The following is a 13,618-nucleotide window of genomic DNA, read 5'->3' as shown; positions in this document are numbered from 1 at the left end:
CTACTCTGGGCTGACCCTGACAAAAATTATATTTTCATAATTTATCGTCATTCTTCCATTGAATATACCTAATTAAGCGAAAGGTTTTCATAACCACTTTTAATTATGATCGCTATGATTTTACAGCGTTCATCACTGGCTTTTATTGTATAAAGGGAATGGGCTGGAATAATTATGGCCTCCCCTTTTAGCAGCTTGCTGGATTTTTTATCAATTGTCACCTCTGTTTTACCATCCATTACTTGTATGAAGGTGTCAAAGGGTAAGCTGTTTTGCGTTAACTCTTCTCCCCTATCAAATGAAATGGCAGTTATGTTTCCAGTGTTTTTTTTGATTATAGTCTTTTTATTTACCGCACTGGAAGTATATTCAACAATCTTATCAAGAATTAAGACCGTTCCTTTACTCATTTCAGAGTATTTGTCATTTCTATGCATCACTATAGTAATTCCTTTCTCCTTATCAGGTGATATAAGATTGTGACTAAAGCCAATATTATTAAAATATGGATAAATCCTCCGGCATTATATTTTAGTACTCCAATTGCCCATGCAATAAATAGTATTATAGCAATTAGATAGGGGAAATTTTTCATGATTAATAAAATAGGTTGGTGTACTGTAAATATCAGTAAATCAGTTGAGTAAGTTGTTACATTTGATCTTGAGGATGTTACACAAATCACATGTTTTAATCAATGTGGTGCCTGATTAATTCTTTTCGGTCTAAAAAGTGGTTACTCCTTAATTAAGATACAATTTTATGTATATGGAGTAATAAGAAAAAGTAATTTTTCAAAGTTGAGAACTGTTGCAAAAGCAATTAAAAGTATTTTCAACCCTGCTTGAGAATATAAAAGTATAAACGACAGATAATCAAATATCCTCCAGGTTACTATTTCGTTTCTTTTTCAATTGCTTATAGAATGAGGGTGATAATCCGGTAATCTTTTTAAATTGATTTGAAAGATGGGCTACACTACTATAATGAAGCTTATATGATATTTGGGTTAGGTTTAGTTCGTCATATAACAGCAGTTCTTTAACCCGTTCAATTTTGTGGGCGATAATAAAATTCTGGATGGTTGTACCAGTTACTTCAGAAAATATATTTGATAAATAGGTATAATCATAACCTAATTTGTCAGATAGAAAATCTGAATAATTGACCTTTGGCAACTCATCAGAATAATGAACCATTTCAATTATTACGTTCTTGATTTTTTCAATTAGGATATTGCGTTTATTATCTAAAAGTTCAAGTCCGGAATGAAGTAAATTGGCTTTTAGTTGGTCATGTTGCTTTGTATTTAGTTCCTCCATTATTTCAACCATGCCAAGCTCGACAGAAATGTGATTGAGTCCTAATTTTTTTAATTCTTCAATTACCATCATCTTACAACGAAGGCTTACCATATACTTGATGTATAACCTCATGCCTGTTATTATATTTATCTATAATAACTAACGGTAACAGTCTAAATAGGATGCTTTTATCTTCAATCATCAAATAATAGCAGCTAGAATCCCATAAAGGATGATTAATAGTAATAATTTTGATTTTAACGGAAATAATTTCTATAAATAATGAAGGTAAAGCTTATATAATATAAGTCTTACCTTCAAAAATTTGTGGTAACATAATTTATGGAAATTGTTAGCTGATGGCTTTCGGTGACTGGGTACCGAGTTTTTTAATCATTTTAAAGTGAGCTTTTATAGCAATCCAGAAATTATCATAGCTTAAATATGGGATATTATACTCATTAGCAGTACGCTCTACTATTTTGGAAATCTGATGATAATGAACGTGCGATATATGAGGGAATAAGTGATGTTCAACCTGAAAATTTAATCCACCAATTAACCATGAAAAAAATCTACTCTTTGGAGCAAAGTTGGTGGTTGTTGCCATTTGATGGACCATTCGTGAGTTTTTTAAATGATTATTGCTATCAGCCAATGGATATTCTGTATTTGGCATAACGTGTGCCGTTTGAAAAACAAATGAAATACATAAGCCTGTAACCAGATGCATACTTAAAAAAGCTAAGATTATTATCCATGCTGGTAAAGAAACCATTATTAGTGGTAATACCAGTGCATAAGAATAGTATAAGCCTTTCCATGCTAATATTCTTAACATTGCTTTGCTCATATTTTCTTTAACAAGGCCTTTTTTCTTATATCTTATTAGATTAATGAAATCTTTAAGTGTTATCCATGATAAGGTTGTTAAAGAATAGAAAAACCACACATATAGGTGTTGAAAACGATGGATCCAGTGTTTTTTTGCATTGGGTGAAAACCTTAAGAAAAAGGGTGTATGTATATCATCATCGGCATGATCAATATTTGTATACGTATGATGTAGTACATTATGTTGAATTCGCCAGATTTTGGCATTTGCTCCAATGAGATTCATTGAGTAACCAACATACTTGTTGATTTTGGGGTTTTTAGAATAAGAACCATGAATTGCATCATGCATTACTCCCATACCAACGCCAGCCATTCCGATGCCACTAATAATATACAGTGTGAAAAGCAAGAGTGTATTTTCAACTATCCCTGTATTGATAATGATCAATGGGATAAAAAATGTTGACAGCATTATGATGGTTTTATATATCAAACTGCTATTACCAAATCTCGATTTATTATTTTTCTTAAAGTAATTATTTACTCGCTTGTGCAAAGATTTTTCGAATTCTTCGAATTCACTTTTTGCAAATTTCAGATTCTTAATTTTCATTATTTCTTTAATTCTTTCTTTTGTTTTTACTCATAAACAGTGTTTAGTTATTGGTTTTCATTCAATACTTTTGCAATTCATTAAAGAGTTTCATTAACTCTTCTTTCGTTTTATTGAGTTTAAGAGCCAGGTTATTCATCATATTTTCCCTTTCACCTTCTTCAAATTCAAAATCTGCATCTGATAGATTGGAAAATCTGAGTTTCAACATGACTTTTTGCTCACGCCAGCTTCTGGTTATGTTCATCAAAAATGGCCAGGGGCCTTTATGTTTATAATTTAATTATCTCTTCGCTTATCATTCCGCTTTTGCTCTTTTGCAAGTCGTTTTTCCTTAAGACTTTTAGTTGCTGGAGTTTTGTCTGATTTGGGCTTATTCTCTTTATTTGACATAGTGTTTTGTTTGATCCATAGTGTTTAATTATTTGATTACTATGGTTTTATCTGTTTTAAAGCTCGATATAAATGGGCGTAAATAGATTACATCGAAAAGGGTAAGATTTACATAAATCACATATTTACTGTTATGGGCTCTTTTTTGGCATATTCTGAAGGCTGGTGTGTCTTACAACCCAAAAATTATTCATTTTATAAGTCATTATTATAGGGAAATTGAAAAACTCGACCAGAATTGCGTCAGAAAATAAGCTCAGTTATCTTGATGTAGCCAATGTATGCTCAAAGGTTATGTAATCAGGCATAGTTATTGTTTTAGGTAGATGAATAAAAGATCTATTTATAAAAACCGATAACAAAATGAGGCTACTAATACTAATATTTTCATGCGCTTTGCTTTCGCAATTTGATTCTTATAGTCAATTCGTAAAGCAACAATTGTTAGACCATATTGAAGCTGATTACATAGAAATCAGATGTGTTCAAAATGGGTTTAAAAATGAAATGATTGTTGAAGTTGATTATGGTCAACGGATACGTGGATGGTTTGATAAGGATGCAGTATTAACTGATTCAGAGGGTAATAATTTGATTTTTAATACAAAGGTTGGGGTATTAAATTATTTTAGTTCTCTTGGATATAGCTATAAAGATGAAATTTTATCAGGAAAGGTTAGTGAGCACGACTTCCATTTTCTATTGCAAAAGAAGGATTCATCAATGCCTTGATAAAGCCTTAACCAACTCTACTACTAGTTGATGTAATTTAAAATAAGAATATCAGTTGTAAAATTTGATTTTCTGAATGCCCTTATAAATGAAACTTTCTGTTTGTTTAGGTTCCGCTTTTAACTTATTGAGATTGTTCATATATAAAGTGGTAAACATCAATAGAAACAATAACGATGCTCCAAATGACCAGAAAGCACGGTTTACCCATTTGTGTTTATGCAATACATTAGTTGATAAAATATGGATTTGAGATGAGAGCGCAATTATTTCAAATTTCTCATCTATCGCTTTAGAGGTTTCGGTAAATTCCTTTTTTGATAAGGATGCAATATGACCAAAAAACATCATTTTCTCAGGAGATACTAAATACCCATGGTTTGAGGGGGGACTATTGTTTTCTTTACCTATTCTAGATTGGAAAGAAAATAAAGCACAAAATATTGAATAAACCATCGATATTGCCATTAGTACCAATAACAAAATATTCATTTCATTCAAAATGTTTAATACATCCTTGATTTCGCTTGGCTTTAATACTGATAGTCCTGTGATATAGGTAATAAGTAATCCATTAACTGTCAGGATAGCCAGTGCTTTAGTATCAGCATTTTTATACCATTCAATGACAAGATTATGTACATTTCGAAGATAAACTAACCTCTGTGAAGCTTTATTTGGGTCGTTTTCTCCCATAATGATAGCTTAGTATTGATAATTAATGATTATTGTTAAGTTACTATTAATTAGTGAATTATCCACTATGCTATTCCCGATGTTAGTGCATTGTTAAATAAGGTCGATTTAATTAAATAAGAGGTTATTTGATCCCTTCAATTTCCAATAATTCTGTTTCTAAGTTTCTAATTACATCATTGCAATTGCTACATGCCCTCGCTCCTCTCTGGGCAAACCATCTGCAGCGCTCCCGAATTGCACAAGGATTCAAGTCTTTAACATCCCTGTTGTCATTAAATTCAATGATATTATCGATTAATCCACAAGCACCCTTTTTGCCATTCCATTGTTTACATCCATTCTTAGCACAGTTACCCGCAAAACGAAAACGTTGTTCAGGCGGACGCCCTTTAGCAGCTTCTTCAACAAAGGTTTCATCAATCTCGATTGTGGCCTTAAGATAATCAATGAATCCATTGGTATTTACGATTCCAAAGAGCTTTGCGCCCGGTTTTGCCACATAACTCGGGCATAACAAAGACTCTTCTTTTTTGTCCATCAGATTAACGTTTTATGTTTTTGTAATCATTAATTGCACGATTTCTAAACAAATCAAAATCCTCTATCCAGATTCCCCGTGTATGAATTGGGAAGTCTCCAAACTTCGGATTTTTAACAATTCTACCTGTGATTATCAGGTCTCCTTTCTTATCAATCTTAGCTAGTTCACCCATCACTACCTGCTGGATACCTGAATTGATTTTCTCAATTTGCTCGTCACTTAGCTCTACCCCGTCAAGTGCTGCGATAAAGTTTAATCCTTCGTTTTTCATAATTATATTGTTATAGTAAAGAAATGGTTTCTATTTATTAATCCACATGCCTGGGGATTTAATTGGTTAATTGATTGGTTGTTATTAGTTGATGATAAATTATATTAAGTTATCCTTTGGCTTTGAGTAATAGCTTTGGTTGTAATGGTTTATAACCTATGAGTTGATATCGTCTTCGTTTGCTATGATGTTGGCATTTTTAATGCTGTAATTTCCCGGCGTTTCAAACGCAGTTCTCGAACACCCTCCTTAAGAGAGAGTGTGTGAATTTAGAGAGTAGAGAAAAGTGAAATCTTAGTTCACGCAACTCGATTGTCCTCTTTCGTAGCACCAAAATATTTTAAGAAAATTATGTATACTGGCTTTTCAGATTACAGCCATTTTCTAAATTAATATATCCGGTAGAGGTAATTGCCTGGCTCTTTTTAGTTGAATTACCAGGTATTAAGGTATTCAATACTTCCAGAAATATCAATACCTAAGATTGGGGATTTTGTGATTATAGGCTATTATGGTTAATGATTATGCCATAGAAAACACCAAATAATTCGGAAATTGGCAACAATTGATGCCTGTAAGTGTCAACATATTTCTTAATAAGCCGGTTTTATTAAAATTTTCGGAATTGACACTTTCAAAATTGACAGAATATATGTCTAATAATCAATTGTTTATAGTGTTTTTTCTATTTCAAAAATAAAACTGAATCTTTTGGTGTTGTGTAATAATTCAAGTAATTTATTGTAATAAATGGATTTTCAACTTTGTGTCAACGCGGTTATTGGATAGTGAAAGAGATTTACAGTGCCTGTAAATAATGGCAATGACCAATAATAATCAAAACATGAAATACTATGACACTATTATCATTGGTGGTGGACCAATGGGGTTGGCAACAGCTGCCGAACTTTCAAAATCTAATTGTCAAACTCTTTTATTAGAACGGTTTAGTTTTATAAATCAAAATGGGAGCTCAGCCGGACTATCCAGACAGTTTAGAGTTCAGTATGCGCAAGATTATATGGCTCAGCTTGCCCTCGACTCAATCCCTTATTGGGAAGAACTACAAACAAAGACTGATGAAACACTGATAGATCATGTGGGATCTCTCTGGTTCGGATCTCCGGATATCAGTAGTCAGGAAGGAGGTATCAAGGCGGCTATGGATGTTATGGATAAACTAAACATTCCTTATGATCCATTAAAAGCAGCCGATATTGAAAATAGATTTCCATTTAAGAACATTCCCGAAGATTATATTGGGTTCTTTCAAAAGGATGGTGGTATTATCAACTTAAAAGCAACTCAGGAATCTCTTTTGTCGATATGCAGAGATGCTAAAAATGTAGACCTTCTGGATAACCACAAAGTAACTGGTATTGAATCGCTGGAAAATGGAGAGATTATTGTCACTGCCAATGATCAGCAATTTACTACCGGGAAACTAGTGTTAAGTCCTGGTGCATATATTAATGAGTTACTCAAACATTTTGATCTTTCGGTGATGGTTGATATTTGGGAAATGTCATCAGCATATTATAAAAAAACAGCTGACATCAAACTTCCAACTTGGTTTGTCTTTCAGGAACCTCAGGATACCAGCTTGTTTTACGGTTTTCCCGAAGAAGATTGGGCAAACCCGGGCTATATCAGGGTAGCTCCGGATATTCCGGATAAAATAATTGAGGATCCTAGTGAAAGGAGTCCATTTCCAAGCGAAAAAAGCCTGGGATATAATGAAGCCTGGGTTAGAAACCATATGGTCGGACTTGATTGTGAATCCACCCACACTGCTACTTGCCTGATTACCCTGAGTGAAAATAGTAAGGAATTACTGTTAGATACCCTTCTCCCATCAGTAAATAATCATCAAAACATTATTGTTTATACCGGTGGATGGGCAGCCAAATTTATTCCGCTTCTCGGCAAAATATTATCAGACCTTGTGCTCACAGGAACTACTGAATACAATATTTCGAATTTCAAAATTAACTATAAACCACTCTAATAAACATAGTAACATGTCATTGAAAAACTTAGAATTACAAGACAATATTCCTTCCGTCAAGCAGGTAGAAGTAGCCATAGTCGGGGCTGGAGTCTCCGGATTATATTCAGCTTATCGGTTAACATATGATGAGAATACTCCAATGCCGGCAAATCAGGTTCAGATATTTGAAATGAGTCAAAGAATTGGTGGTCGGCTTGAATCTGTAAAACTTCCCGGAATGAGTATCTCTGGTGAGTTAGGCGGGATGCGTTATTTAACGTCACAAAAAATTGTCACTTCATTGATCGAAGATGTATTTAAAGATAAATTAACCCATGTCGAATTTCCTATGGGAGATGATAAGAACCATTTTGGATATTTCCGCAAAGAACGGTTCAGAATGAGTGACTGGGAAGATGCACAAAAGAAAGGCGAGAAATTACAAACTCGTTATTATTTAAATGATGATGATATTGGGTATAGTGCCAATCAGCTTTTTAACAAGGTCATCTATGATGTTTTGCAAGCTGATCCGTGGTTTGTAGAATGCTATGGTTCGAAAATTTCCAATCCACAACCCTATGTTTACAATTTTGAACTAACCAGGGAAGACTGGAATGTTGTCAAACCCAAATTGACTTACCATTTTCAGGGGCCTTATGAAGGAATGAAAGTAAATGATCTTGGATTCTGGAACCTTATTAAAGACCGTATTTCTCAAGAGGGCTATGCCTTCCTTTCAGAAGCCGGAGGTTATTTTTCTAATACTATTAACTGGAATGCCGCTGAGGCCTTTCCTTATATGGTTGGTGATTTTTCGGATTCTGAAGTTGATTATCGCACAATCGAGGGAGGTTATGATCAGATAGCTTATGCTTTGGCTGATGCTTATCTAGCAAAAGAAGGAGCCAATATCTGGAAAGGTAATCGACTGGATACATTTAAAAAACAAGCTTCAGGAAATTATAAGTATGCTTTGGAGTTTTTTAATGAAGAATCAGGAAGTACCTGGACATTAGAAGCTAATAAGATAATTCTGGCGATGCCGCGACGATCGCTAGAACTGTTAGACCAAAATAACTTCTTCTTTGATATTGACACTCAAAAAGAACTTCAGAAAAATATGGCTTCAGTATTAAAAGAGCCATCGCTGAAAATATTGATGGGCTTTGAATATCCATGGTGGAAAGATGATTTTGGTACTCAGTCCGGACATTCTATTACTGATTTGCCTATGCGACAATGTTATTATTTTGGTACCGACCCGAACAACAGTAATTCATTGTTTTTAGGTAGTTATAATGACATGGAAACTGTCAGTTTCTGGAAGGCATTAGCTGAAGCCAGGGAAATAGGTGCTGAAAATCTTAAATTATTTAAGGTGAAAGTAACTAACAATTTTGCAGCTAGTGACATTAGTCAGGAACTGGAAGAAAACCAGGCTACGCAAGCAATGGTCGATGAAGCGATGAATCAGGTTAGGGAATTACACGGTAGAAATGAGATTCCTGATCCCTATGTGACATGGTATAAAGATTGGGGGCTGGATCCGTATGGCGGAGGTTATCATGCATGGAAGGCAAGTTATGACATTGCTAAAACGATGGAATATATGCGTCGTCCTAATCTAAATGAAGAGATTTATATATGTGGGGAAGCCTATTCAGACCAGCAAGGATGGGTGGAAGGCGCATTTTGTGTTGCCGAGCACATGCTTGAAAAAAGCTTTGACCTTAAAAGACCAGGCTGGCTGGACTGCGATTATTATTTAGGGTGGTAATACCATATTTATTCAATAATAAAGATCAAGTTTGTAAAGAACTGACCTGGCGCAGACCAAATATAAGAATGACATAAAATTCCTTTTCAGGCTTTGGTTTGGAAAGGAGTTTTTGTTTTGAGGGAGGAATGAATCGAACAGCATAGAGGGAAAAGAGTATAGCTGATTTTTTGAAGAAGAAAAATTTTATTAATTGATATCTTCAAAAAAAATTAGGAACCTTTTAAAGGTAACCTATAGTTTCCGGCTAACGCGTATGTAAAAACTTAATCATATCCTATTAAAACAAAGTATTAAGCTAAAGCAGATTATTAAAAGTTTAGATTGCTAATACATAGTATTTTAGAATTTTATGAAGTTTGCTATTAAAGAATAGTTAACTAATAATTATTCTTGGTGAAATTCTATTTTTAAGGTAAGTACTAATGTAAAGTAATTTTCTTTCACCCTAGCTTTTTAAATTTTTTTAAAATTTATATTTTATGCCTTAAATCTCAGAATATAACTATGAAATTTAGGAAAAGAGTAAAAATACTGCCCGGGGTAGTAATTAATTTAAGTCGATCAGGGGTAAGTACAACAATTGGACCTAAAGGAGTCAATGTAAATATTGGGAAAAAAGGAGCTTATCTAAATACCGGTATTCCAGGTACAGGTTTGTATAACCGAAAGAAAATAGCTGATTCAAAAAAGAGTACAGATAATACATTCACAACAAATGACTTTCAAGAAGCCCGTTCTGCTAGTAATTATACCCGAAATGAGTTAGAAGAGAAGGGATATAAACCTGCCTTAACTAAAACTGACAACTATTTAATGGAATTCTTAATACTTATAGGTTCTTTCATTCTGTACCCGATAGGTACTTTATATTATGGTATAACCGGAGTTAAGCGAATATTTTCGAAAACCGTTTTTTATTACACTTTTAAAAATGTTGCAATAACTTCCACAGATCGCCGATACAAAGATGGTTACCGAATAGATGGTTATGAAATGAAAAAAGTGTATTTAACGGCAAAATTTCCTGCAACACCTTTAGAACGGAAGAAATTGATACTAAAAGGAGTTTTAAGGTTAAGTATTGCTGTATTTATACTTTATACGGGTATTACAATTTTCCATGGGACTACCATTGAAACTAATTCAGAAACTCCGAATGAGGTTGTTCTAGAAACTATAACGAAAGCAACTATTAGTGCTAAGACTGGTTTGCACCTTCGATCTGAGCCTACCCCATCTGGAGCTATTATTATGACTATTCCTTTCGATGAGGAGGTTGATATTCTTGAAAGTGCAGATGGATGGGCTAAAGTTAATTATCAAAAGCAAACAGGATGGGTATCTTCAAAATATTTAAAGTAGCGAATTAAATTTTGATAATTTTTGCCATTGTTATGGCTTTTATTGATGGTTCTAATCGGATAGAGAGTATTAAAAAGTCATGTTAATTAATCCTGGACTATATATTTTTGTTTTTTTTTAGGAATTAGAACTATAAATAAACAACTTAAACGGGTAGTGTATTAGCTATAAAGGTGCTTATATTTATTCGTTGCCTTCGATAAACCAAAATGATAATAGATCTAGAAAATAAAGATAGTAGCGAAATTTTAACCAATTCTCAAATACAATTATCAAGATTGGCCTTTGCAAAACACTTTTCAATAGCCGGAATGGGATATGCGCCAAAACTTGAAAAAATAAATAGAGTGTTAGGCCTATTCTTCTTGTTCAGAAATTATTTGAGACGAAACGAGTTCTACAATTATAATAAATTTTCAACTCCTCCAAAACGTTTTTCAGATCCTACAGAAAAGAGTCAATTTTCGAATTTGGCTGGCAAGGCAATTGCAGATTACTTGAGTAAACAATTAGATGAAAGTTTATTTACAGTTAACTATGAAGCAGCAATGAAACTTAGAAATTTGCCCATTATTGGAAGTAGACCTGACTTAATCGCATTCAATTCATCAAAAATGTTCGCAATAGAATGTAAAGGATATAGCAAATCGAGTTCAGGTAATATGAAAACTCATAAAAATCAATCTCAAGCTGGACCAATTCCGGTTAACTTTTCGATTGCTTCAATTTCTTATAATTTATATGATAAGGTAAAATGTAAATATTATGATCCTATAAACTCAAATGTCGAATATGATGAGCAACTGCTTAAAAATTTGTCTCAACATTACTATTCTGGAATAAATGAATTTTTTAATGAGAAATACTTCAAGAGAAGAGAAATACAAGTTAATGAAGAACAATTCTTTGAAATTGAAATCTTTACAACCTCATTCTTACGAACTCAAATAAAAGAAAGATTTCCTTATCCTATAACAGAATTAGAACATATTTTCTTTGATGAGTTAGACTTGAAATTAATAGTACCAACTAATATTGACAAGCTCGCAGAAAATGGAATTAATAGGGCGATTGAACCATTCGAAATTGGAGAAAGTCAATCAAATTATTTATATATTGATAAAGATAGAATCGGACTGAAAATAAGGAACTGAATTTAATGATTAAAATAAGTTTAAATACCTTGCTGTTCGAAGTTTAGGTTCAGCGTAACTTCGAACTTTTAATGAAAAGCAGGGATTGTATCCAGGTCAATATTACGATATCTCCCATGGCCTGTCCCCTGCCAGTACATTTATTGTAAAATCAAATTTCTGGTATGCCGGGGGACAAACTAAAGTGGTGAAAATCTAGGTGGTTCAAGTAGCGGATTGACCTGAAACCTGATTTCTGAAAAATCTGAAATCATAAATTTTAAATTATCTATTTGGAATCGTTTGTAGATGTTTATTAACAGATTTAAAAATTTCCGATTACATTCCGGTTACATACGTTTACAAACGGGTATTTATAAAGTAAATATTTGATTTTGCGGAATCAAGAGCTATTTTAGAATTTTTAAAGGGAATTATTAACAAAAAGATCAACGAAGTTATAAAAGGAATAAGAGCAATAGAGTCGCGCTTATCTGCTCGTTGGTGTGAATTAGAAAGACATGAATCTAAAATTGATAATCATATATTTTTTAGTATCATTTATTGGCTTACTTCAATCCTGTAAACAAACGAAGAATAATACAATTAATAATGAATGTGGATGTGAATGTGAATGTGAATTTGATTCACAAACTGGTTTAAATGTCACAAAAACTCCTACCTCAAAGCCAACATTAAATAATGGAAATTTTGAACTTTATAATCAGTTAAACGAATCTTATAAAGTCCCAAAACATATTCGAAAAGCTGGCATGGGAGATTTACAGATTACAATTGGTTTTGTAGTAGATGAAAAAGGAAATGTTTTGGGTCAGCGTATAATAAAACAGAATTTTGAAAATATTGAGGAGCATCAAATTTTCGAAGCTCTTGAGAAATTGGATTGGAAACCTGGAACTTGCAATGATAAACCAATAGCAACATTAATGATTCTACCAATTCATATAAGATTATAACCTTAACATCACACCAACAATGGCTATGATCCACCGTTTTTATTTCCAAATGTGGCTATTATCTTTGGGTATCAGCTATGAGTTTTTTAAGTAGCCGTTGGTTTCGGCGGACACATAGCCTTGACGTTGGCGGTAATTTTTGCATGAAGAAAAACAAAGAACATAGAGATAAAATCAAGTCTTGGAAGAAGCAACAAGAACAGGAGTTTTTAGAATCATTACCATTTCCTGAACGCATATTTCAAGAGCTTTTTAATTTCTTAGATTCGACACTTGAAATCCGACCATGTCAACATGACTTTCGACTTACATCAGAATTTTTATCTAAAAAAGGGATTCGTTTAGAAGAGCATATCGATTTTCTAATCGATCATGGTGGCGGATGCGACTGTGAAGTGCTAATGAACGTTGAAGATGCTTTTCCGCATAAAGAGTTTGATAAAAATCATAAACCAGCAAAACCACCTAAACGCGAAAAGATCAATTCACTCGAATATGAAGATTTGATATTAACGCAAATACCTTCTCCATGGAAACTCTACAAAGCTGAAGATCAATACGAATTCCAATTCGGAATGAATCAAGACATTAAGATTGAATTGTTAAAAGACTTCCCCATCACAAATTGGGAAGACGAATCTTACTGGCGAGAACTGTGGGAGTTAAAAACTGAGCTTAAAGTACAAGGTGAGTCAGAAGTTGTTTACGAGGAGCTTGGTGATCTGGAATTGGTTACATTTAAGACTAAAGGCTGGATACCAGTTCTCACATGGATAAGAAGAAAAGAAACAAGTTCTTGGGGTCTCGTTTTTAGAACCGAACTAAGCCGACTCAGAGGAGATATGAACGAACTAAAGAACTTGTTGAGGAAGATAAAATAACATACCGCCAATAACTAAGCATTCGAGTGGCCGATAGGCCTATACTTGAATGCAGTGTTGACAAGTCCGGTGCTTGAAAATGTTACTATGGGTAAATCGACG

15 protein-coding genes are annotated in these 13,618 nt (G+C 33.5%); 7 read left to right on the top strand and 8 right to left on the bottom strand.

The genetic code is table 11. The annotated features are described in order from the left end of the window. Positions 1 to 68: 68 nt before the first annotated feature. The 5 genes from HH304_RS15610 to HH304_RS15590 all read right to left on the bottom strand — a co-directional run bounded on the left by HH304_RS15610 (position 69) and on the right by HH304_RS15590 (position 2,965). Positions 69 to 410: a cupin domain-containing protein gene (locus HH304_RS15610; RefSeq protein WP_271711655.1), complete on the bottom strand. Its 342-nt coding sequence runs from the start codon at positions 408 to 410 to the stop codon at positions 69 to 71. Between the two features lie 29 nt (positions 411 to 439). Then, positions 440 to 595: a lmo0937 family membrane protein gene (locus tag HH304_RS15605; protein ID WP_169683333.1), complete on the bottom strand. Its 156-nt coding sequence runs from the start codon at positions 593 to 595 to the stop codon at positions 440 to 442. Between the two features lie 280 nt (positions 596 to 875). After that, positions 876 to 1,436 carry a helix-turn-helix domain-containing protein gene (locus tag HH304_RS15600; protein ID WP_169683331.1) on the bottom strand — a complete coding sequence of 187 codons (561 nt, stop codon included), beginning with the start codon at positions 1,434 to 1,436 and terminating at the stop codon, positions 876 to 878. Between the two features lie 220 nt (positions 1,437 to 1,656). Further along, positions 1,657 to 2,754 carry a fatty acid desaturase family protein gene (locus tag HH304_RS15595; protein ID WP_271711654.1) on the bottom strand — a complete coding sequence of 366 codons (1,098 nt, stop codon included), beginning with the start codon at positions 2,752 to 2,754 and terminating at the stop codon, positions 1,657 to 1,659. Positions 2,755 to 2,815: 61 nt separating this feature from the next. After that, positions 2,816 to 2,965 (bottom strand): general stress protein CsbD, encoded by a 150-nt coding sequence (locus HH304_RS15590; protein ID WP_169683330.1) that lies wholly within the window; start codon positions 2,963 to 2,965, stop codon positions 2,816 to 2,818. Positions 2,966 to 3,510: 545 nt separating this feature from the next. Here HH304_RS15590 and HH304_RS15585 point away from each other — a divergent pair. Then, the gene (locus tag HH304_RS15585; RefSeq protein WP_169683328.1) at positions 3,511 to 3,879 is read left to right on the top strand and encodes a hypothetical protein; all 369 of its coding nucleotides are present in this window, start codon (positions 3,511 to 3,513) and stop codon (positions 3,877 to 3,879) included. Positions 3,880 to 3,930: 51 nt separating this feature from the next. Here HH304_RS15585 and HH304_RS15580 read toward each other — a convergent pair whose 3' ends face one another. The 3 genes from HH304_RS15580 to HH304_RS15570 all read right to left on the bottom strand — a co-directional run bounded on the left by HH304_RS15580 (position 3,931) and on the right by HH304_RS15570 (position 5,390). Beyond that, positions 3,931 to 4,575, bottom strand: coding sequence for a Pycsar system effector family protein (locus HH304_RS15580; protein WP_169683326.1), 645 nt, complete (start codon positions 4,573 to 4,575; stop codon positions 3,931 to 3,933). 124 nt (positions 4,576 to 4,699) lie between these two features. Then, complete coding sequence (locus HH304_RS15575) at positions 4,700 to 5,077, bottom strand: hypothetical protein (protein ID WP_169683324.1); 378 nt, start codon at positions 5,075 to 5,077, stop codon at positions 4,700 to 4,702. Positions 5,078 to 5,120: 43 nt separating this feature from the next. Continuing rightward, positions 5,121 to 5,390 carry a hypothetical protein gene (locus HH304_RS15570; RefSeq protein ID WP_169683322.1) on the bottom strand — a complete coding sequence of 90 codons (270 nt, stop codon included), beginning with the start codon at positions 5,388 to 5,390 and terminating at the stop codon, positions 5,121 to 5,123. A gap of 844 nt (positions 5,391 to 6,234) precedes the next feature. Here HH304_RS15570 and HH304_RS15565 point away from each other — a divergent pair. From HH304_RS15565 to HH304_RS15540, 6 genes are all read left to right on the top strand, one after another. Next, positions 6,235 to 7,398, top strand: coding sequence for an FAD-dependent oxidoreductase (locus HH304_RS15565; RefSeq protein ID WP_271711653.1), 1,164 nt, complete (start codon positions 6,235 to 6,237; stop codon positions 7,396 to 7,398). A gap of 13 nt (positions 7,399 to 7,411) precedes the next feature. After that, the gene (locus HH304_RS15560; protein WP_169683317.1) at positions 7,412 to 9,160 is read left to right on the top strand and encodes a flavin monoamine oxidase family protein; all 1,749 of its coding nucleotides are present in this window, start codon (positions 7,412 to 7,414) and stop codon (positions 9,158 to 9,160) included. 507 nt (positions 9,161 to 9,667) lie between these two features. Next, positions 9,668 to 10,525, top strand: a complete 858-nt coding sequence (locus tag HH304_RS21280) for a DUF4236 domain-containing protein (protein ID WP_271711652.1) — start codon at positions 9,668 to 9,670, stop codon at positions 10,523 to 10,525. A 209-nt stretch (positions 10,526 to 10,734) separates the two neighbouring features. Next, on the top strand, positions 10,735 to 11,679 hold the full coding sequence (locus HH304_RS15550; protein ID WP_169683315.1) for a hypothetical protein: 945 nt from the start codon (positions 10,735 to 10,737) through the stop codon (positions 11,677 to 11,679). 500 nt (positions 11,680 to 12,179) lie between these two features. After that, positions 12,180 to 12,635, top strand: coding sequence for an energy transducer TonB (locus tag HH304_RS15545; protein ID WP_169683313.1), 456 nt, complete (start codon positions 12,180 to 12,182; stop codon positions 12,633 to 12,635). Positions 12,636 to 12,778: 143 nt separating this feature from the next. After that, positions 12,779 to 13,516 carry a DUF2695 domain-containing protein gene (locus tag HH304_RS15540; protein WP_169683311.1) on the top strand — a complete coding sequence of 246 codons (738 nt, stop codon included), beginning with the start codon at positions 12,779 to 12,781 and terminating at the stop codon, positions 13,514 to 13,516. Positions 13,517 to 13,618 lie beyond the last annotated feature (102 nt).

It is taken from the genome of Marinigracilibium pacificum (assembly GCF_012926615.1).
GTDB lineage: Bacteria > Bacteroidota > Bacteroidia > Cytophagales > Cyclobacteriaceae > Mangrovivirga > Mangrovivirga pacifica.
The sequence above is the reverse complement of the archived record's forward strand: the minus strand, read 5'-3'. Positions and strand labels throughout refer to the sequence as shown.